Annotated in this window: 21 protein-coding genes; 16 read left to right on the forward strand and 5 right to left on the reverse strand. The window is 69.1% G+C overall.

Annotated features, from left to right (window positions below; genetic code table 11):
- The 5 genes from KBX53_RS02655 to KBX53_RS02675 all read left to right on the forward strand — a co-directional run.
- A partial coding sequence (locus KBX53_RS02655) for a hypothetical protein (RefSeq protein WP_247675011.1) occupies nt 1-451 on the forward strand: 451 nt, incomplete at its 5' end.
- Nucleotides 438-806 carry a type VII secretion target gene (locus tag KBX53_RS02660; RefSeq protein ID WP_210857685.1) on the forward strand — a complete coding sequence of 123 codons (369 nt, stop codon included), beginning with the start codon at nt 438-440 and terminating at the stop codon, nt 804-806. The genes KBX53_RS02655 and KBX53_RS02660, both read left to right, overlap by 14 nt.
- Nucleotides 803-2,086 carry a WXG100 family type VII secretion target gene (locus tag KBX53_RS02665; RefSeq protein WP_210857686.1) on the forward strand — a complete coding sequence of 428 codons (1,284 nt, stop codon included), beginning with the start codon at nt 803-805 and terminating at the stop codon, nt 2,084-2,086. Before KBX53_RS02660 ends, KBX53_RS02665 begins: the two co-directional genes overlap by 4 nt.
- 9 nt (nt 2,087-2,095) lie before the next feature.
- The gene (locus tag KBX53_RS02670) at nt 2,096-2,320 is read left to right on the forward strand and encodes a hypothetical protein (protein WP_247675012.1); all 225 of its coding nucleotides are present in this window, start codon (nt 2,096-2,098) and stop codon (nt 2,318-2,320) included.
- A 202-nt stretch (nt 2,321-2,522) separates the two neighbouring features.
- Complete coding sequence (locus tag KBX53_RS02675; RefSeq protein WP_210857688.1) at nt 2,523-2,855, forward strand: hypothetical protein; 333 nt, start codon at nt 2,523-2,525, stop codon at nt 2,853-2,855.
- Between the two features lie 627 nt (nt 2,856-3,482).
- Here KBX53_RS02675 and KBX53_RS02680 read toward each other — a convergent pair.
- Nucleotides 3,483-3,734, reverse strand: coding sequence for a hypothetical protein (locus tag KBX53_RS02680; RefSeq protein ID WP_210857689.1), 252 nt, complete (start codon nt 3,732-3,734; stop codon nt 3,483-3,485).
- On the reverse strand, nt 3,731-4,033 hold the full coding sequence (locus tag KBX53_RS02685) for a DivIVA domain-containing protein (protein WP_210857690.1): 303 nt from the start codon (nt 4,031-4,033) through the stop codon (nt 3,731-3,733). Before KBX53_RS02685 ends, KBX53_RS02680 begins: the two co-directional genes overlap by 4 nt.
- Before the next feature lie 225 nt (nt 4,034-4,258).
- On the opposite strand from KBX53_RS02685, the gene KBX53_RS02690 reads away from it, so the two are divergent.
- Nucleotides 4,259-5,146 (forward strand): helix-turn-helix transcriptional regulator, encoded by an 888-nt coding sequence (locus KBX53_RS02690; protein ID WP_210857691.1) that lies wholly within the window; start codon nt 4,259-4,261, stop codon nt 5,144-5,146.
- A complete protein-coding gene (locus KBX53_RS02695) occupies nt 5,139-5,342 on the forward strand; it encodes a DUF397 domain-containing protein (protein WP_210857692.1) in 204 nt (67 codons plus the stop codon). The genes KBX53_RS02690 and KBX53_RS02695 overlap by 8 nt, the downstream gene beginning before the upstream one ends.
- Nucleotides 5,343-5,389: 47 nt before the next feature.
- On the opposite strand, the gene KBX53_RS02700 is transcribed toward KBX53_RS02695, so the two are convergent.
- A complete protein-coding gene (locus KBX53_RS02700) occupies nt 5,390-5,857 on the reverse strand; it encodes a hypothetical protein (protein WP_210857693.1) in 468 nt (155 codons plus the stop codon).
- A gap of 244 nt (nt 5,858-6,101) precedes the next feature.
- Here KBX53_RS02700 and KBX53_RS02705 point away from each other — a divergent pair, with 244 nt between their 5' ends.
- The 8 genes from KBX53_RS02705 (at nt 6,102) to KBX53_RS02740 (ending at nt 15,189) form a co-directional block, all read left to right on the forward strand.
- Nucleotides 6,102-6,605 carry a hypothetical protein gene (locus tag KBX53_RS02705; protein ID WP_210857694.1) on the forward strand — a complete coding sequence of 168 codons (504 nt, stop codon included), beginning with the start codon at nt 6,102-6,104 and terminating at the stop codon, nt 6,603-6,605.
- A 270-nt stretch (nt 6,606-6,875) separates the two neighbouring features.
- The gene (locus KBX53_RS02710) at nt 6,876-7,211 is read left to right on the forward strand and encodes a nucleotide pyrophosphohydrolase (RefSeq protein WP_030337126.1); all 336 of its coding nucleotides are present in this window, start codon (nt 6,876-6,878) and stop codon (nt 7,209-7,211) included.
- Between the two features lie 275 nt (nt 7,212-7,486).
- Nucleotides 7,487-9,259, forward strand: coding sequence for a DUF2075 domain-containing protein (locus KBX53_RS02715; RefSeq protein WP_309140700.1), 1,773 nt, complete (start codon nt 7,487-7,489; stop codon nt 9,257-9,259).
- Nucleotides 9,260-9,480: 221 nt separating this feature from the next.
- A complete protein-coding gene (locus KBX53_RS02720) occupies nt 9,481-9,957 on the forward strand; it encodes a hypothetical protein (protein WP_030337128.1) in 477 nt (158 codons plus the stop codon).
- Between the two features lie 49 nt (nt 9,958-10,006).
- On the forward strand, nt 10,007-11,806 hold the full coding sequence (locus KBX53_RS02725; protein ID WP_030337129.1) for a glycoside hydrolase family 15 protein: 1,800 nt from the start codon (nt 10,007-10,009) through the stop codon (nt 11,804-11,806).
- A 59-nt stretch (nt 11,807-11,865) separates the two neighbouring features.
- Nucleotides 11,866-12,702 carry an aldo/keto reductase gene (locus KBX53_RS02730; protein ID WP_030337131.1) on the forward strand — a complete coding sequence of 279 codons (837 nt, stop codon included), beginning with the start codon at nt 11,866-11,868 and terminating at the stop codon, nt 12,700-12,702.
- A gap of 45 nt (nt 12,703-12,747) precedes the next feature.
- Nucleotides 12,748-14,028 carry a hypothetical protein gene (locus tag KBX53_RS02735; RefSeq protein WP_210857695.1) on the forward strand — a complete coding sequence of 427 codons (1,281 nt, stop codon included), beginning with the start codon at nt 12,748-12,750 and terminating at the stop codon, nt 14,026-14,028.
- 126 nt (nt 14,029-14,154) lie between these two features.
- Complete coding sequence (locus KBX53_RS02740) at nt 14,155-15,189, forward strand: LLM class flavin-dependent oxidoreductase (protein WP_210857696.1); 1,035 nt, start codon at nt 14,155-14,157, stop codon at nt 15,187-15,189.
- Between the two features lie 266 nt (nt 15,190-15,455).
- Here the strand turns inward: KBX53_RS02740 and KBX53_RS02745 are convergent, their stop codons facing one another.
- Both KBX53_RS02745 and KBX53_RS02750 read right to left on the reverse strand, forming a co-directional pair.
- The gene (locus KBX53_RS02745) at nt 15,456-17,525 is read right to left on the reverse strand and encodes a phosphocholine-specific phospholipase C (RefSeq protein WP_210857697.1); all 2,070 of its coding nucleotides are present in this window, start codon (nt 17,523-17,525) and stop codon (nt 15,456-15,458) included.
- A gap of 135 nt (nt 17,526-17,660) precedes the next feature.
- Nucleotides 17,661-18,587 carry an AraC family transcriptional regulator gene (locus tag KBX53_RS02750; protein WP_030337139.1) on the reverse strand — a complete coding sequence of 309 codons (927 nt, stop codon included), beginning with the start codon at nt 18,585-18,587 and terminating at the stop codon, nt 17,661-17,663.
- Nucleotides 18,588-18,690: 103 nt separating this feature from the next.
- On the opposite strand from KBX53_RS02750, the gene KBX53_RS02755 reads away from it, so the two are divergent.
- Nucleotides 18,691-19,195, forward strand: a 505-nt coding sequence (locus KBX53_RS02755; protein ID WP_210857698.1) for an SDR family oxidoreductase, incomplete at its 3' end; no start/stop codon positions are given.

The following is a 19,195-nucleotide window of genomic DNA, read 5'->3' on the forward strand; positions in this document are numbered from 1 at the left end:
TGTCGTGGGGTCGCCGGTTGCCGTCGGCGGCGCTCCCCTGGGGAGGGTCGACATGTGGGCGGACGACGCCGCGCTCGACGCGGCGGCACGCCGGCTCGACGAGTGGGAATCATCGCTCGCCGAACGGGCGGAACGCGCCAGGGCGCTGTCGACGACGATGCGGGACCTGACCGGCACCGCCCGCAACGCCGACCGGACGGTCGAGGTCACCGTCGACTCGACCGGCCTGCTGATCGACCTCACGCTCGACGAGGGCATCCGGCAACAACCCGCGACCCGCACCGCCCGGCAGATCCTGGAAACCACCGCTGCCGCCCGCGCGGACCTGCTCCGACAGGTCAGCGCCACAGTCGGGGAGACGCTCGGCGACGACGCGAGCGCCCAGGCCATCATCGACTCGTACCGCAGCCGGCTTCTCCCCGACCAGAGGTCGAACGATGCCCGCCGGTGACGGCATCCAGGTCGACCCGGACGACCTGACCGCCCACGCCGCGCGCCTCGACCGCTGCGCCGGCAGTCTCGACACCGCCCACCAGGCAGGCCAGCACGTCCGGTTGGGCGCTGACGCCTACGGGCAGCTCTGCGCGATGATGCCGGTGCTGCTCGACGGTCTCCAGCAGGCAATGGTCGACGGCATCGGCGCCGCCGCCACGTCGGTCCGCGACACCGCCGGCAGGCTACGGGTCGGCGCGGACCGCTACCGCAGCTCCGACGCCCATGCCCAACACCTGCTCGACAGCGTGCGGCAACACCGGCCCGATGAGGTGCGGCAGCACCCGCTCGACGGGGTGCGGCAGCACCGGTGACGTCGAACCCGCTCGTCGCCACCGCTGCGGACACCCCGCCCAGCGCCTGGGCGGGCGTGTGGATCTGCGAGGACATCGACCTCATCGCGCAGGGCATCCGCAACGGCAGCTGGATCGACGGCAGCCTCGGCGTCGTGAGCGCCGGGCTGGACGCCCTCGCCCTCGTCTCCGACCCGGTCGGCGCGCTGCTTCAGTACGGGATCGCCTGGCTCATCGAACACGTCAAGCCGCTCAGCGAGGCGCTGGACTGGCTCGCCGGCGACCCCGCGCAGATCACCGCACACGCCCAGACCTGGCGTACCGTCGCCGGGTCACTGCGCGACGACGCCGCCGAACTGGCCCGCGCGGTGCGCAACGACGTCGCCGGCTGGGGCGGCAGCGCCGGCCCCGCCTACCGGGCCTGGGCCGCCGAACAACACCAGGCCATCACCGGTCTCGCCCAGGGCGCCGACACCCTGGTCGCGATCACCGAAGGCGCCGCCGGCCTGGTCGCCGCCGTCCGGCTCCTCGTCCGCGACGCCATCGCCACCTGCGTGTCCCGCATCATCGTGTACGCGGGCGAACTCCTCATCACCGGCGGCCTGGCCGCACCCCTGGTCGTGGAGCAGGTGACGACGTTGGTCGCGTCGTGGGGTGCACGGATCGCGCGGCTGTTGCGCGGGTTGCTGGCGAGTTTGCGGCGGCTGATCCCGGAGGTACGCCGACTCGCCGACCTCATCGAGAAGCTCAAGCAACTCCTGGGCCGACTTGGTGACACTCCGCGCGGGCATCCAGGGAACGCAGCAGATGGGGCTCGCGGCGTTCATGGAGGCCACACCACTCGACCTCGTGACCTTGCGGACTACGCCGAGCAGGACCGTTGGGCGGAGGAGGCGTACGAGGCGATCCGTCAGCAGGCCGACGCCGACGTCATAGCTGGCCACGTCGGAGACGCGCCCCGCCTGGACGGTTCCCGAGGTTTCTCTCAGGAGGAGATTGAGCAGATCCGCCGGCACGTCTTCTTCGACGCCCACCCAATGGATGACTATGCGGGCGGAGTCATCCACCAACGATACGATCCGAGCCCGCCCATGGCTGAGGCGTGGCTGCGTTTACGGCGAGGTCGCCCACTGCCCGAGGATTACGCACTCTTGGAGCACGAGTTGGCAGAACTGCAGTACTACCGGACACACCCGCAGGCGGCATACCGGGAAGCACATCTTGCCGCCAACCAGGTGTCCAATTGGGAGACGTTCATACCCGGGCCGACCTACGAAGACTACTTGGGGATTGGAGGCTAGAACGTGGGGATGATGGTGACCGCGCGGCGCGTGGAGGCGGCCGCAGGCGAGGTTCGGTACGAGTTCGGGTTGGATGACAGGTTTGATCGAATCCTCACGATCGATCCGCATACCCTCGACGCCCGTGTCGAAGATGGCGACTTCAACTCAGCTGCGGGTGCGATCGCGTCAAAGATCGTCAAGGCCTGGCGATCGAGCGGTGAGTTTCCGACGAGAATGCTGTTCGCAAGCTGAGCGAATGACGCCGGTCTCCAAGGGTTGCGCAACCCTAGTAGACCGCGCGAAACGTCAGCGGCGTAGGCGGCGGGAGCAGTGGCCGTCGCGCAGGAGGCAGCGCGTTGGCAACGACGGGCAGGTGCGCGGCAGAACCGCATCCTCCGGTCGTCGAGAGTAGCGGCTCCTGGGAGGTCTTCGTGCCGCAAGGAGCAGGGTATCGATGAAGACCGTGGCGTTCTTTCGAGAACTAGGACCCAAACAGACCGAGGTGTACGTGGAGAGCATCCACTCACACGTCGACGCGGAGCCGCTCCCCGACGCCTTGCAGTTCGCAGACTATTTACGCCACGACCATGCCCTCATCGACGTCATGGGCGCGGAGATCGACGTCCTGGGGAGCGGCCAACACCTTGTCGGAGGCGCATGTGCTGACGGATGGTCCTCGGCTACCACTGACGCCGCACAGGACCAGGACCTTGGCGATGTCTCGCACTGGACGCAGGCGTCGACCACGATCCGTTTCCGGGTCAGCCGGCCAGGGCATGCCGTGTAGGTGGGCGATTCCGGGTGCGGTGACGGCCAAGCTCCGGACGACGGCAGCCGCGAAGAGAACTTAGATTGGACGGCGACCGGGCCCATCAATCAGGCAGGGAGGCCTGCACTCATGACGGCGGATGTGCCATAGCGGCTTTCGATGAGCGGGGCGGCGTGATCTTCAAACGGATGTGGCAGGACCTACGACGGCAACCTCGATGGTTCCTCCGGACAATGCTGGTATCGGCGGCCGGCACCTTTGCTGCGATGCTGATGAGGGGCCCCAACCAGGGGTTCGGTGGTCCAGTGTTGTACTTCGCCGTGCTACTCGGGTCCGGTGCGATGCTCGTGTCGTCGGTCGTACTGGTGCTGTTGCGCGGGCGGGATTCATGCCGGTGACCGGGAGAGCACTTACGGACGTCCGAAGCTGCTTGATGACCTGCCGTCCGAGAACACCACCATCGGGCGATGCGACACCCGCTCGCCGTCACCTGCACGTTCCAACGTTGGATTCGCAACAGGCGGCCCGGGCTGGACTGACGCCTGGTCCCCGTCGGCCGCCGCGTCCTCGTCGATCAGGACACGGCGATGTCGACCAGCGCAGTTTGGCACGTCGATCAGGTCCAACTGGACTGGAGACGCCTGGTCAGCGGCGTAGGCGGCGGGAGCAGTCGCCGTCGTGGCCGTCGCGCAGGAGGCAACGCCGGCCACCAGGCATGAGCAGGTCGCAGAAGACCCGGTGGCGGAGGAACTGCTGGTCCTCCTCAGAGACGGTGGTCTCCCCCGGGTCGGTCATCGGCAGCACCAGCATCCAGCGGCCGATGACCCTAGCCAGGCGTTGCGCGGCCGGCAGGTCGTTGGCAACGACAGGCAGGTGGATGACGTACCGCTGGCTCATCGGGCCTGGTCCCGCTCGTTGCGGGCCCGGGCCTGATCGGTCTGCCAGCGGCGCAGGCCGGCCTTGATCCGGGCGGTCTCGCGGCGGCTCTCCGCGAGTGCGGCGTAGACGGCGGCCATGTCGACGGCGACCCGGTCGAGGAAGGCGTACACGTCGTCGGGGTTCAGACCGCGACGCCCGAGCCTGGCCGGCGGGAAACGGCGCTCACGCACCTGCCACGGCAGCAGACCGGTGTACGCGGCGGAGCGGTAGGTCGCGCCGCCGCGTGGCGGCTCTGGTCGCTGGTTGCTGGCGTTCATGTCTGCCTGCCTTCCCGCCGCGCAGGGATCTTCGGGGATGCACGGCGGCCGTTCGGGGGGACCGGCCGGCCGCCGTGCTGTGATCAGCCTGCGACAGTCCGCAGTAGAAGCGCAACGTTCCACACCGCAATTTCGCCGTTGTGCATTGACTTTCTTTGCTGAAACCCGTAGGAGTTGCAGGAGCAGGTCACGCAGTGTTGCGTGGCGGAACCAGGGAGTGTGCGGATGCCCGAAGACATCGGATCGACAGTGCCGCGTCGGCAACTCGGCCGGCTGCTGCGGCAGTTCCGCAACGAGGCCGGGGTGACGCTCGACGCCGCGGCCGAAGCCCTCGAATACAGCCGGCAGAAGATCTGGCGCCTCGAATGCGGCCAGGGCTCCGTCCGGGTGCTCGACGTCAAGGCGATGTGCGAGCTGTACGGGGTGTCGCCCGAGATGACCGAGGCGATGCGCGGCCTGGCCACGGAGACGAAGTCAAAGGGCTGGTGGCACGCGTACGGCGATGCGGTGCCGAACTGGTTCGAGCTGTACGTCGGCCTGGAATCCGCCGCCGCCCACCTCCGCCGTTATGACGAGTCGCTCATCCCTGGGATCCTTCAGACCAAGGAGTACGCCCGCGCGCTTTATCGCCTTGGCGGGATGCTGAACGAGGAGGAACGCGAGCGCGCGGTCCAGGTCCGGCTTCAACGGCAGGCACTGCTCTCTCGGCGGCTGCCGGCAGCTCCCAGGGTTGAATCCGTGTTGTCCGAGGCGGTGCTTCGGCGTGGCGTTGGCAGCCCAACCGTCATGACCGAGCAGCTCGCTCACCTCACCAAGCTGTCCGAGCTACCGAACGTCAGCGTCAGAGTGCTGCCCCTGGCAGCAGGCCCGCAGCCCGGGGCGGTCGCGGGATCCTTTGTGATCCTCGATTTCCCGGCCACCAAGGGCGGTCGTACCGCGCCGGAGCCCTCCGTGGTCTACAGCGAGTCATTGACCGGCGCTCTGTACCTCGACAAGCCCGACGAGCTGGCCGCCTACCAGCGCGTCTGGCGAGGCCTGGATGCGCTGGCCCTCGGCGAGGCAGAATCGACTGACATGATCAAGCGGATCGCTGGGGAGATGCGGCATGACTGACCTGAGTGGCGCCGTCTGGCGCACAAGCACCCGCAGCGGCGACAACGGCGGTGACTGCGTCGAGGTCGCCACAAACCTCCCCGGCGTTGTCGCCGTGCGCGACTCGAAGGATTCCACGGGACCGGTACTCACCTTCACCGCCCAGGCCTGGACGGACTTCATCGCGGCGGCCAAACATGAGGGCCGCGCCAGCTGAAGGTCGGGCGTCGCCGACGGTGTGCGGGCGCCGCCTTAACCAGTCGGTCACCAGTCACCTGCCCACTTCGGCGGCGGTGTGACGGCGAGGTGCGGCTCCGCATTGATCGGTTCGAGAGCGTGCACCACCCGCAGGTGCCCGTTGGCCGCCGCGTCCTCGTCGATGATGACTCGGCCACTGCTGCCGTCGGTGCTGACCAGCAGCCACCGGCTGGGGTAGATGCTGCCGTCGTCAACCAGCGCCCGCACCCCAAAGGCGCGGGCCAAGGTAATCGCCAACTCTCGTTCACCCTGACCGGTGGCGTCGGCTAGGTCGGTGTCACCGGTCAGGATCCAGCCGAACTCCTCGTCGTGCAGTGGAGGGCTGAGCATGGCGACCGGCCGAGGGTCATCGACTGCTCGATCCTCGACGCGTCCCACGTAGACGGCGTCCGGCGAGATGCCGTAGCTCTCGTCCAGAAATCGGCAGAGCGCCCCTGCGGGCAACTCCTGCTCGACGTGGATCTGATAACGCACCCTCACACCCCGGGTAGCTCCCCCAACGCCGGCTGCCATCGTACGTCTGTTGCACGCGCGGGAATTGCGCATCCGTGATGGACAGTAATCACGTGTCACTCCGTCGAAGCCGCCAGCATTTTGTCCGACCACCGACAGAGTTAAATGCGAGCCGGATAGCTGACAGGGCACTTCTTCGACCACCACGCTAATCTGCCTTCGGCGGTTTCGCTGAAACAGGCGACCATTCCTAAAGGAGAATGTCATGTTCATCGTGGCGACGCAGGATCCGAAGACACGCGGTCAGTCTGAGGCTCCCGAATCGGGCGCGGACGCGTGGGGTGCCCTCCTACCCATCGACGCCGGGCTCACGCAGGCCGAGGCGGACCGGCAACTGGCCACCTACCTGGCCGGGGTGCAGGCGGGCGAGCCGCTGTGCATCCGCGCGCACGGCAACGACGAGGAAATCGGCGACGCCGAAGCCGGTGCCAAGGACTGGGGCTGGACGTACGAGAAGCTGGCCCGAATGCTGGCCACCCACCTGACCGCCACCCCGAGCGTCGTCCTGATCCGGTCGTGCGCCGAGGAGGTGACCAACTTCCCCACCCAGATGGCGGTCCGCCTGGAGTCGAACTGGCCGGGCGCGAACCACCTCGACGGGGTCGTCATCTACGGCTACAACACGTCCGTCAGCATCAGCACGCCAATCCCCTCGCCGCAGCAGCTGAAAAAGAACGTCCAGATCCAGCCGGTCATCATTTCGTTGTGACCGACGACGGCACCTAGCAATCGGTTCCGTACATAATTCCTTCAGCAACTCGGGCTCTCGCATCGACCTGTCACATTCGCACGGAATAGACAGTCCGAGATTCTTGAGGAATCCGACGGCGGGCCCGCCGCTGACCATCTCACCTCTGAATTGGTCACCGGAGTTGCCGACGACCGCGTCCACTCGCAGTCGGTCCGCCGGCATCGCCAGTAGCGGAGGGACAGCAATGGGGCTGCCGCCGCTGGCTCGCAGGCCTGCCATGCTCAGGCCATGGACGACCTGACGAGCCGCGTACGGCAATTCGCGGAAGAACGGGACTGGCAACAGTTCCACACGCCCAAGAACTTGGCCATGGCACTCGCTGGTGAAGTTGGTGAGCTGATTGCCGAGTTCCAGTGGCTCACGCCCGAGCAGTCTGCGGCGGTCATGTCTGACCCGGACGCCGGCAAACGGGTGAGAGCCGAGATCGGCGACGTCATGATCTACCTGACCCGGCTCGCCGATGTACTCGACGTCGATCTAGTGGAGGCGGCTCTGACCAAGCTTCAGGATTCGGCTCGTCGCTACCCCGTTGACCTGGCTCGCGGTTCAGCCTCGAAGCGGTAGCCGCAGGCAGCGTCGGCATGGCGCCGAGTTGATCTATTCGTTACAGTCCACCACGTAGGAGCGCGTCACGACGGGCTTCCGGCGAGTGTCGGATACGCCCCCCATGCGCACGATCACTTCGTGCTGCCCGGGGGCAAGAGTTGTCAGCGTTTCGTACGTCCGCCGATGGTCTGCTGCGCCTGGTCGCTAACGGAACTCTCGCGGACCGGATCGCGGAGCAGATCGGCCGAAACGTGAGTCCGGCGGAACGCCGTGCCTGGTCGCGCAGCCTTGAGGTGCTAGGCCAGGATCTCGCCGATGCCGGCCTGAGCCAGGTCGAGATGCTCGTCGAGTACCAGTTGCCGCTGACCAGCAAGCGGGTCGACGTGGTTCTCGCCGGTGTGGACCCGAGGACCGCCGACGACTCCTACGTTGTCGTGGAGTTGAAGCAGTGGTCCTACGCCGAGTCCTACGAGGGCTCCGGCGACCTCGTGGCGGTGGAACACGCACGTGGCCCACGGCTCCACCCTGGCGTCCAAGTCGAGCTGTACTGCCAGTACCTGACGGACTTTCTCGGCGTCCTCACCACGGAGCGGAACCGGATCCGTGGGGTGGCATACCTACACAACGCGGTCGACCGAGACATCAGTGACCTGTTCGATCGCGGATCAACCGAGCAGAGCCGCATCTTCACCAAGCAGCGGCGCGGCCAGTTCATCGATTACCTGCGCACCCATCTCGCCCCGACATCAGGTACCGGGGCCGCAGACCGGTTCCTCACCAGTTCCGTTCGCCCCAGTCGTCATCTGCTCAGGTACGCCGCACAGGAACTGCAAAGCCGGTCGCACTTCACGCTGCTGGATCAGCAGCGTGTGGCTTACGAGTTGGTGCTGCACGCCGTGGAGCGCGCCCGATCGGCGGATCGGAAATCGGTCGTTGTCGTATCGGGCGGACCGGGGAGCGGCAAGAGCGTGATCGCGTTGTCGGTGCTCGGTGAGTTGGCACGCCAGAACCGGTCCGTCATGCACGCGACCGGCTCGCGGTCGTTCACCCAGACGTTGCGCCGGTACGCAGGCAAAGGCTCGACCCGGATCAAGAACCTGTTCAGCTACTTCAACAGCTTCATGTCCGCCGAGCGCAACGGTCTGGACGTCTTGATCTGCGACGAGGCGCACCGCATCCGGGAAACCTCCGTCAACCGGTTCACGCCGAAAGTCAAGCGGGAGAAGGCTCGGTCGCAGATCGACGAGCTTATCGCCGCTGCTCGGGTGCCGGTCTTCCTGCTCGATGAGCACCAGGTAGTCAAGCCGGGTGAGTTGGGCAACGTGGAGGTCATCTCGTCGTACGCGAAGCAGCTCAACCTTGACGTCGAGGTGGTGTCTCTACACACTCAGTTCCGCTGCGGCGGCAGCGAGGCGTACGAGCAGTGGGTCGTTGATCTGCTCGGGCTCGACGGCGGCGAGCCGTCGGTCTGGACCGGCGACGGGAGGGTCGACCTGCGCCTCGCCGAGTCGCCGCAGGAGTTGGAGACCTTCCTCGCCGGCAGGCAGGCAGCCGGTCTCACGGCGCGCATGTCCGCCGGCTACTGCTGGCCATGGAGCGACCCGCGAGCGGACGACAGCCTGGTGCCGGACGTACAGATCGGCGGCTGGTCGAGGCCCTGGAACGTCAAGAGCGACCGCAGCGTCGGCGAGGCGCCAGGTAGCGCGTTCTGGGCCACTGACCCGGACGGCTTTGGCCAGGTGGGCTGCGTCTACACCGCGCAGGGTTTCGAGTACACCTGGTCGGGCGTCATCATCGGACCGGATCTGGTGGCGCGGGATGGCCGGCTGGTGACTCGACGCGAGGAGTCGAAGGACCCGGCGTTTCGCAGTCGCAAATTGGTCAGCGACACCGAAGCCGACTTGCTGATTCGCAACACCTACAAGGTTCTGCTGACCCGCGGGATGCGGGGCACGATCGTCTACTCCACGGACCCGGAGACGCGGGAATACCTCGCGTCGATGGTCAAGGTGATCCGACCGGTCGAGACTGTCTACGAAACGGCCATCGGAGACGACCTCGGCTGACGACCGGTGGGCTCGGCGGCACGACAGGTGCGAAGGGGCACTCGCCACACGGGGTCAACTGGTCAAGGGATGTCTGAGCGAGGAGGTCAACCCGACCGGTCCAGTGACCTATGGTGAGAAGTCGGGCGCCGGGTGGGCGGCCCACGGCCGTGGGTTTCACGTTGTTCAGCCGAAGGGTGCACCGATGAACGACAACGCCCTCGGCGTCGACAACCGCTGAGATGGACTGGGCCGGATGGGCGTTGTTCGGGTTGGTCGCCACCGCGGCGCTCACCGCGGCGATGATCACTGCTCAACTGGCCGGTCTCACCCGGCTCGACCTTCCCCTGGTGCTCGGGGCTTTCGTCACCGGGGATCCGGACCGGGCGCGGGTCGTCGGGTTCTTCCTGCATCTCTGCATTGGTCAGGGTTTCGCGCTCGGTTACGCGGCCGCGTTCGCGCTGTTGCATCGTTCCACCTGGTGGCTCGGGGCGGTGTTGGGGGTCGTGCACGTCGGGATCGCGCTGACGGTGATTCTGCCGCTGCTTCCTGGTGTCCACCCGCGGATGGCGTCGCAGCGGGCGGGGCCGGCCAGCACTGCGGTGTTGGAGCCGCCCGGGTTGTTCGCCGTCAACTACGGCATCCAGACCCCGCTGGTCACGGTCGTCGTCCACGTCGTCTACGGGGCCTTCCTCGGGTTGCTCCTGCAGGCCAGGTGACCCGCGTGACCCACCGCTCGTCCAGGCGGCCCGGCACGGAGCGATCTGCATGACCGACGGGCCACCGATCAGCGACTACGGGCTGATCGGCGACACGCGCACCGCCGCCCTGGTGTCCAGTGACGGCGCGATGGACTGGCTGTGCGTACCACGTTTCGACGGCGATCCGCTGTTCGGTCGGCTGGTCGGAGGCCCGGAAGCCGGCACGTTCCGGGTCGGCCCGGCCGGAGCGGCCACCGTCGTCGAGCGACGGTACAAGCAGCACACCGCCACAGTGGAGACCACCTGGGCGGTGGGCGACGGCCGGCTGCGCCTCACCGAGGCGATGGTGGCCGAGGTCAGCGGTCGGCTGCTGCCGACGACACTGATCGTGCGACGGTTGTCGGCCGAGCAGGCACCGGTCGACGCGGTGGTGGATTTCGATCCGCGCCTCGGCGTACGGCACCGCCGGCCGCGTAGCCACCACCGGCGCCAGGGCCTCGTGTGTGAGTGGGGGGCGCTCGCTGTCGCGCTCGACAGCACGCCCCCGTTCAGAATTGAACCGGGTCGGCCCACCTCGGTCACGGTCCGGCCGGGCCGTCCGGTCACCCTCGTCCTGGCCGTGGCCCACCGCGAACCGCTGATCCACGTCGAGCCGGAGGCCGCCTGGGACCTGCTCGTCGAGGACGAGGCCCGGTGGCGGGCCTGGACCGCGGAGATCGACGAGCGGCTGCCGTTCCGGGAACACGTCGCCCGAAGCCTGCTCACCATGCGGCTGCTGACCTACTCGCCGTCCGGAGCGCCGGTGGCCGCACCGACCACGTCGTTGCCCGAGGATCCCGGTGGCGGACGCAACTGGGACTACCGCTATGTCTGGCCCCGGGACGCCAGCATCGGCGTCAGCGCCTTCCTCAGCTTGGGTAAGGCCGACGAGGCCCGCGGTTTCCTCGCCTGGCTGCTGCACGCCAGCCGGTTGCAACGGCCACGCCTGCCGGCGCTGCTCACCGTGCACGGCCGGCACGTGCCAGCGGAACGAGAACTGCCTGGTTGGCCCGGTTACCTGGACAGTCGTCCGGTGCGGATCGGCAATGGTGCGGCGGGTCAACACCAGCTCGACGGCTACGGCTGGGTGATCGACGCCGCCTGGGCGTTCGCTTCGGCCGGGCATCGCCTCGACGCCGAGACGTGGCGGGCGGTGCGCGGCTTCGCCGACGTGGTCGCCGAGTGTTGGCAGGAACCCGATGCCGGCATCTGGGAGGTGCGGGAGCCCGGCCAGCACGTCCATTCCAAGCTCATGGGCTGGCTCGCGCTGGACCGCGCCCTGGCCATCGCCGACACGCACCCCCTGCGGGAGCGTCAGCGCCGACGCTGGCGGAACGCCCGCGATGCCATCGCCGCCGAGGTCCGGACGCGCGGCTTCGACACGAGGGCGGACAGCTACGTCCGGGGGTACGGCTCCGCCGATCTCGACGCGGCAGTGCTCGTCCTGCCGTTGCTGGACATGGACCGGGCCGAGTCACAGCGGGTGCGGGGCACCGTCGACGCCGTGCGGGACAGGTTGTCCGCCGGCGGCCCACTGCTCTACCGCTACCCGCCCGGACGTGACGGCCTGCCCGGCACCGAGGGCGCGTTCCTGCCGTGCTCGTTCTGGCTCGTTCAGGGCCTTGCCCGCACCGGGCGTCGCCGCGAGGCCGTCGACATGTTCCGGGCCATGGTTGATTACGCCAGCCCGCTCGGCCTCTACGCCGAGGAGGTGGACCCGGCGACGGGTGCCCACCTCGGCAACTACCCGCAGACGCTGACCCACGCCGCGCTCGTCCAGGCGGCACTCGCCATCCGGGACGCCCCCGCTGATGCCGGGTCCGCCTGAGGGGCCGTCCGAGCGCAGGACACGCCTGTGGGACGGCTCGCGCGGGTAGGGTTCCGATCATGACGATTCCGCATCTGACGGCCGCCGACGGCACCACGTTGCCGGCGATCGGGCTCGGCACCTACCAACTGAACGGCTCGGCGGGTGTCGACGCGATCGGTCAGGCGATCCGGGCGGGTTACCGGTTGCTCGACTCGGCGTTCAACTACGAGAACGAGGGCGCTGTCGGTCGGGCCGTGCGGTCGGCGGGCGACGTACGGGACGAGCTGATCGTCACCTCGAAGCTGCCGGGGCGGCACCACAGCTACGACGAGGCGCTGACCACCGTCGAGGAGAGTGTGTTCCGCACCGGCCTCGACCGGATCGACCTGTACCTGATCCACTGGCCGAACCCGAAGGTCGACAGGTACGTGCAGGCGTGGCAAGCGCTGATCGAGGCCCGCGAGCGCGGGCTGGTGCGGCACATCGGTCTGTCCAACTTCCTGCCCGAGCACATCGAGCGGCTGGTGGCCGAGACCGGTGTCGCCCCGGTGGTCAACCAGATCGAGGTGCACCCGTACTTCCCGCAGCAGGAGGCGCTCGACTACCACCGGGAGCACGGCATCCTGGTGCAGGGGTGGAGCCCGCTCGGCCACGGCAACGACCTGCGACAGCATCCGGTGATCGGGGAGATCGCTGCGGCGCACGGCGTCAGCCCGGCGCAGGCCATCCTCGCCTGGCACGTGGCCCGTCAGGTGATCCCGCTGCCCAAGGCCGCCTCCCCGCAGCGGCAGGCCGAGAACCTGGACGTCTTCGGGATCACGCTCACCGACGCGGAGGTCGCGGCCATCACCGCGCTGGGCCGCCCGGACGGGCGGCTCGCGGACCAGGACCCGGCGGTGTACGAGGAGTTCTGACCGGCCCGCCGCACCGGACGGTCAGGAGTCGGGAGAGCATGGGGCGTGCTCGACGGACTCGACGACATCGACTGGGCGCGGCTCGGCCACGCGTACGGGGCGGCCGACGACGTGCCCGACCAGCTGCGCGCCCTCGCTTCGCCCGACCCGGCCGTCCGGGACGAGGCGCTGGGCGAGCTGTACACCAACGTCTTCCACCAGGGCGGCCGGTTCGAGGCGAGCGCGTACGCGGTGCCGTTCCTGCTGGAGCTGCTCGCCGATGCGGCCACCCCGGATCCGGCGGCGGTGCTCGGGCTGCTGGGCGCCCTGGCGGTCGGCTTCGACGAGGGTGTCCTCCCCGACGGTTTCCCGGTGGCCGAACACCGCCGGGCCGCCGAGGGCGGGCGTGAGCTGCTCGCCGCGAAGCCGCCACCGTGGACCGGCCCGGACGAGTCGGCGAAGGAGTACGTCGAGTACACCTACGTCGAGTCCCTCACCGCTGCGGAGCAGAGTCGGCTGTGGGCGTACATCGAACTGTCGGTCTACGACGCGGTGCGCGCCGGGGTGCCGCTGTTGCGCACCCTGCTGCACCACAGCGACCCGGGTGTGCGGACGGGCGCGGCGTACACAGTGGCCTGGTTTCCGGAGGACGCCACCGGCAGCGTGCCCGCGCTGGCCGCCGCGATCGACGCCGCCGGGAAGCCCGGCGTCGAGGTGACGTCCGGCGAGGTGGCGACGATGCTGGTGGCGTCGGGGCTGCTCGGCGCGGCGCCGGACGTCCGCTGGTTGGCCGATCCGCGTCCGGTTGTGCGGTGGGGCGCCGCCATCGGTCGGGCCCGCGTCCTCGGCGCGGCGGCTGACCCGGCGACCGTCGAGGAGCTGCTGAGCTGGGCGGCGGCCCCGCCCGACGGCATCGCCGCCCCCGACCACGCGGCCGATCCGAGTCGGCACGAGGTGCTGGCGCCCCTGCCCGAGGGGTGGGTGCCGTTCCTCGACGGCGACCTCGGCGGCTACGCGGGCCTGGCCCTGCGGCAGCTCGGCCCGCGGCACAGCGACCGGGCCTTCGACGCGTTGCTCGACCGGCTGCCCGTCGTCAGCGGTGACCGGTCGTTGACGGTGCTGGGTGCCGCGCTGCGCCTCGCCTTCCCGGACGGCCCCGCGCCGGCGGGGACACCGGTCGCGGCGTTGACTCCCCGGCAGCGGCGGCTCGCCGAGGTGCTGGGCCGCTCGACGCAGCCGTGGCTGATCGACGGGCAGGAGTTCGGCAACGTCAGCATGCTGGTCGAGGAGTACGGCCTGCCGGGAAGCCGCCGGGGGATGCTCGCGTACCTCGCGCACTCGGGGTAGTCGGTCGCGTCGAGTGCTGCTTATTACTGCCGGGTTGGGGAATTCGAGGCGGCGATATCGCCGTTGAAGCGCCGGAAGCAGCTGAAGAACGGATGCGGCGGACGCATCGTGATCAGGAGGACCGACGTGGCCACCGAGGTGGAGTTCGGGCTGGACAGCTTCGGGGATGTCACAGTCGACGCGAAGGGCAGACCGTTGCCGTACGCGCAGGTGATCCGCAACGTCGTCGAGCAGGCGGTCCTCGCGGACCGGCTCGGCGTGGACGCCATCGGCCTCGGTGAGCACCACCGCGACGACTTCGCGATCTCCGCCCCGGAGATCGTGCTCGCCGCTATCGCCGGTCGGACCGAGCGGATCCGGCTCGGCACCGCGGTGACCGTCCTCAGCTCGGACGATCCGGTGCGGGTCTTCGAGCGCTTCGCCACCCTCGACGCGGTCTCCCAGGGCCGCGCCGAGATCACCCTGGGCCGGGGCTCGTTCACCGAGTCGTTCCCGCTGTTCGGCTACGACCTCGGTGACTACGAGAAGTTGTTCGAGGAGAAGCTGGAGCTGATGGCCCGGCTGCTCGCCGAAGGCCCGGTGACCTGGGAGGGCAGCGTACGAGCACCGCTGAAGCAGCAGGAGGTCTACCCGAAGACGGAATCCGGGCGGATTCGCACCTGGGTCGGCGTCGGCGGCAGCCCCCAGTCGGTGGTCCGGGCCGCCCGGCTCGGTTTCCCGCTGGCCCTGGCGGTGATCGGTGGTGACCCGGCCCGCTTCGCGCCCTACGTGGAGCTGTACCACCGTGCCCTCGACCAGTTCGGCCGCGAGCGCCTTCCGGTCATCGCGCACGTGCCCGGCTTCGTCGCCGCTACCGACAAGGAGGCGGCCGATCGGCTCTGGCCGCACGCCCGCAACATGTTGAACCGGATCGGCCGGGAGCGCGGTTGGCCGCCGGCCACCCGGGCCCGGTTCGAAGCCGACATCGCCGAGGGGTCCTGGCACGTCGGTTCGCCGGAGACGGTGGCCCGCAAGGTCGCGGAGACGGTGCGGGTGCTCGGTCTGCAGCGCATCGACCTCAAGTACGCCACCGGCACCCTGGCCCACGAACACCTGATGAGCAGCATCGAGCTGTACGCCACGGCGGTGATCCCGCGGGTGCGGGAGCTGCTGGCCGACTGAGCCCGCGACCCCCGCCTTGCCGGGCGCTCAGGCCGCCGCTTGCCGGCGCGGAGGACTATCTGGTCAAGCCTGCCGAAGTCGCCGAACTGCTGGCCAGAATCCGGGCGCTGCTCCGCCGTCACCAGGACGCGGCACGCCGACTCCCCCTGGGCCTGCGAAGCTGGTTGGACGTGGGCAACCGCCGGGCGCGGCGGCGACGACTGAACCCACGCCGGTGCCGGGCGGCCACGTGGCGGCCGCCCGGCACGGCATCGGCGTGCGTCAGATCAGACGAGCCCGCCGAGGGACGGGTCGCTGATGCTGTCCTTGCCGTTCTCGACGTGGCCCGCGTACCGGTACTCGAAGGCGGCGTCACCCGCGACGCTGACGGTCAGGTCGTACCAGCCGTGGGTACGGGAGAGCGGCCACTGCGCCCGCTCCGTCTCGCCGGGCCGCAGCGACAGCTTGACCGGACGGGAGTTGTAGAGGTCCCGGACGGTTACCTCGACCCGCTTCGACCCACGGTTGGTGAGCGTGAGGGCGACCTTGAAGTCCCGCTCGTCGTACGAGGGGGTGACGTCGAGGTTCGACCGGCCGCCCGTGAACCGGCGGAAGAACCCGTTCGGCCCGTGCACCGACAGGTCGTACCCGGACTCGACCTTCCACGTGTCCGACAGGTGCTTGCCCGGCTCGACGGTGAAGCTGCGCGGGGCGTCCGCGCTGCCTGCCTGGCGGACCTGGAAGACCGCGGCGACCCCGCCCGAGTTGCGGAAGTCGATCCGGAACGCGCCGTCGGCGAGGTGCCCGTCGGCGTGCAGGGTGTACGGGATCGGCCGCGCCGGGCGCACCCCGCGCTCCTGCTTCGGCAGCCGCTGGTCCGCCGGCGGGACCGGCACCTCGTCGGGGTGCCGGACCAGCTCGTCGGGCTTGAAGTCGTCGGTGTCGGGCAGTCTGACCTCGCGTGAGCGGTTCGGGTGTCGGAAATCGAAGGCCGTGGTCAGGTCGCCGACGACGGCACGCCGCCACGGGGTGATGTTCTGCTCGATCAGGTCCGGCCGGCCGTGTCCGAACCGCGCCTCCAGGAACTTGATCAGCGAGGTGTGGTCGAAGACCTGGGAGTTCACGTAGCCGCCGCGGGTCCACGGCGACACGATGATCATCGGTACGCGAAGGCCGAGCCCGTAGGGTCCGGCCGGGTGGTTGGCGTCGCCGGGGAAGATCTCGTTGGTGGTGGGCACCGTGGACTGCCCGTGCTCCCGCGACTGCGGCGGGGTCGGCGGGACCACGTGGTCGAAGAAGCCGCCCTCCTCGTCGTACGTGATGAAGAGCGCCATCTTGCTCCACACCTCGGGGTTCGCCGCGAGGATGTCGATGACCTGCGAGATGTACCAGGAGCCGTACGCCGGCTCCCAGTTCGGGTGCTCGGTGTACGCCTCGGGAGCGGTGATCCAGGAAACCTGGGGCAGGCGTCCCGCCTCGACGTCGGCGCGGAAGTCGGCCAGCAGCGCCTCCGGGTCGCGGCCCTGCGTCCTGATCTCGGTGCCGGTCTTGGCCTTGTCTGCCAGCGGCGTTCCGGGCTGCGCGTTCTGGTACTGGTGGAAGTAGAGCAGCGAGTTGTCGCCGTAGTTGCCGATGTACGGGTCGTTCGTCCAGCCCCAGGAGCCGCCGGCGTTCAGGCCGGTGCCGACGTCCTGGTAGATCTTCCAGGAGATGCCGTTGCGCTCCAGCCGCTCCGGGTAGGTGGACCAGTCGTAGCCGGCCTCCGCGTTGGTGATGACCGGACCGCCACCCTTGCCATCGTTGCCGACCCAGCCGCTGAACATGTGGTAGCGGTTCGGGTCGGTCGGCCCCATCAGCGAACAGTGGTAGCTGTCGCAGACAGTGAAGGCGTCGGCGAGCGCGTAGTGGTACGGCAGGTCCTGGCGGGTGTGGTAGGTCATCGCCGTGACGCCCTTGTTCGGCACCCACCTGTCGAACCGGCCGTCGTTCCAGGCGGCGTGCCCGTCGTTCCAGCCGTGCGGCGGGTCCGGCAGGAAGGTCTGGCCGAGGTCCTTCACCTCGGGCCGGAAGGGCAGCAGCTCGTCGGCCCCATTGGGCTGGTGCCACACGTCCTTGCCGGACGGCAGTGTCGCCGGATGGGGGTCACCGAATCCGCGTACGCCGCGCATGGTGCCGAAGTAGTGGTCGAAGGAGCGGTTCTCCTGCATCAGGATGATGATGTGCTCGACGTCCTTGATCGTGCCCGTCCGGTTGTTCGCCGGGATGGCGAGCGCCTTGCTGAGGTCCAGCGGGAGCGCCGCGCCGATCGCGGGGACTCCCATCGCCTTGAGGAACGTGCGCCGATCCACCGTGCCCATAACTCCGCCTTTTGTGCGATCTGGTCGAGAAACTGGCGACCGGACGCTACCGACGACGGGTTGACGGCAGATGACCGTAGTTCGTTGGTTTTGCGACCACTCGTCGACCGGCTCTGGGCCCTCGATGAGTGCCGGTCACGCCGCCGTGACGTCGACCCGGGTGAGCCGTCGATGCCCGCTCGGGCTCAGGCCGTGCACGCGTTTGAAGGCCGCGCTGAAGCCGAACGCGTCCGCGTACCCGAGGCGACGCGCCACGGCGGCGACCGTCGCTGTTGATTCGGACAGCAGGTCGGCGGCCACCGCCATGCGCCAGTCGGTCAGGTAGGTGAGCGGTGGTTCACCCACCAATGCGGTGAACCGTTTCGCCAGTGTGGACCGGGACACCCCGGCCTGGGCGGCCAGGTCGGCCAGGGTCCACGGTCGGCCCGGCGCGTCGTGCATGGCGCGCAGCACCGGACCGACAGTGTCGTCGCTCAGCGCGCGGTACCAGCCGGGCGCCTCGGCCTCCGGCTGGTCGAACCAGTCCCGGACCGTGCACACCAACAACCAGTCCAGCAGACGGTCCAGCACGACCTGCCGTCCGGGCCGACCCGCGTTGAGTTGGGCGTCCAGGTAGTCGCGCAGCGCGGCGCAGTCCTGGTCTTCCGGCACGACGAGCACCGGCGGCAGCGCGCCCAGCAACCGCTGAGGCACCCGACCCCGGACGTGGTACACCCCGACCAACAGCACGAGGCGGTCGGTGTGATCCGCGTCCACCGGGTCGACGACCCCGGTCTGGCCGCGCCGGACGTCCCGCAGTTCCCCGGGCTCGAAGCTCGACCGGGGCTCGGCGGAGAAGACGAACGGCGCCGGCCCGCGCACGATGGCCGCCTCGCCGACCCGGACCAGGCGAGGCTTGTCGCTGTCCGGATGGGAGATCCAGCCCTCGCCCCGCATCGGAACACAGAGCGTCAGCGGGGCGCCGTCGGTGAACCGCAGCGCCCACGGCGGCGTCAGCACCGACCGGCCGAAGGCCGCGCCGTCGGCGTGCAGACCGCGCAGCAGATTGTCGAACGGGTCCATGTCTCCGACGATAGGTCGCGGAGGATGGACCGCGGACGATCGGACATGCCCGGCGTACGACAGGACATGTCCCGCAAACGACCGGGCGCGTTGACTCGTGGTCATGACGACGAACGCACCTTCGACACTCGTGATGGCCGGCACCGGCAAGACCGGTCGCCGGCTGGTCCAGACGCTGCGGGCGGCGGGTCACCACGCCCGGGCCGCCTCTCGCTCCGGTGAGGTGCGCTTCGACTGGTCGCGGCGGGACACCTGGCGGCCGGCCGTGGCAGGTGCCTCTGCTGTCTATCTGCTCGCTCCGGAGGACCCGGCGCTGGCCACCGACTTCGTGACGCAGGCAGTCGACTCAGGTGTCGGCCGGATCGTGGCGCTCTCCGGGCGCGGGATCGACCGGATCGGTAACTTCTCCCCCGGCATGCTCGCCGCGGAAGAGGCAGTGCGGAAGTCCGGCATCGAGTGGACGATCATCCGGGCGAACAACTTCAGTCAGAACTTCAGCGAGGACCTGTTTCGCCAACCACTGCTCGACGGTCGGCTGGCCCTGCCGATGGGGGCCACGCCCGAGCCGTTCGTCGACGCCCAGGACGTCGCCGACGTGGCGGCCACGC

Origin of the sequence: Micromonospora sp. M51 (genome assembly GCF_018070305.1) — a bacterium.
GTDB classification, from domain to species: Bacteria; Actinomycetota; Actinomycetes; order Mycobacteriales; family Micromonosporaceae; genus Micromonospora; species Micromonospora parva.

What these genes read in the sequence shown, in the direction of transcription:
- KBX53_RS02685 (WP_210857690.1), bottom strand. Translation starts at nt 4,033, where the DNA reads ATGAACGCCAGCAACCAGCGACCAGAGCCGCCACGCGGCGGCGCGACC.
- KBX53_RS02750 (WP_030337139.1), bottom strand. Translation starts at nt 18,587, where the DNA reads ATGGACCCGTTCGACAATCTGCTGCGCGGTCTGCACGCCGACGGCGCG.
- KBX53_RS02705 (WP_210857694.1), top strand. Translation starts at nt 6,102, where the DNA reads ATGTTCATCGTGGCGACGCAGGATCCGAAGACACGCGGTCAGTCTGAG.
- KBX53_RS02695 (WP_210857692.1), top strand. Translation starts at nt 5,139, where the DNA reads ATGACTGACCTGAGTGGCGCCGTCTGGCGCACAAGCACCCGCAGCGGC.
- KBX53_RS02745 (WP_210857697.1), bottom strand. Translation starts at nt 17,525, where the DNA reads ATGGGCACGGTGGATCGGCGCACGTTCCTCAAGGCGATGGGAGTCCCC.
- KBX53_RS02730 (WP_030337131.1), top strand. Translation starts at nt 11,866, where the DNA reads ATGACGATTCCGCATCTGACGGCCGCCGACGGCACCACGTTGCCGGCG.
- KBX53_RS02725 (WP_030337129.1), top strand. Translation starts at nt 10,007, where the DNA reads ATGACCGACGGGCCACCGATCAGCGACTACGGGCTGATCGGCGACACG.
- KBX53_RS02680 (WP_210857689.1), bottom strand. Translation starts at nt 3,734, where the DNA reads ATGAGCCAGCGGTACGTCATCCACCTGCCTGTCGTTGCCAACGACCTG.
- KBX53_RS02660 (WP_210857685.1), top strand. Translation starts at nt 438, where the DNA reads ATGCCCGCCGGTGACGGCATCCAGGTCGACCCGGACGACCTGACCGCC.
- KBX53_RS02670 (WP_247675012.1), top strand. Translation starts at nt 2,096, where the DNA reads ATGATGGTGACCGCGCGGCGCGTGGAGGCGGCCGCAGGCGAGGTTCGG.
- KBX53_RS02675 (WP_210857688.1), top strand. Translation starts at nt 2,523, where the DNA reads ATGAAGACCGTGGCGTTCTTTCGAGAACTAGGACCCAAACAGACCGAG.
- KBX53_RS02720 (WP_030337128.1), top strand. Translation starts at nt 9,481, where the DNA reads ATGGACTGGGCCGGATGGGCGTTGTTCGGGTTGGTCGCCACCGCGGCG.
- KBX53_RS02690 (WP_210857691.1), top strand. Translation starts at nt 4,259, where the DNA reads ATGCCCGAAGACATCGGATCGACAGTGCCGCGTCGGCAACTCGGCCGG.
- KBX53_RS02710 (WP_030337126.1), top strand. Translation starts at nt 6,876, where the DNA reads ATGGACGACCTGACGAGCCGCGTACGGCAATTCGCGGAAGAACGGGAC.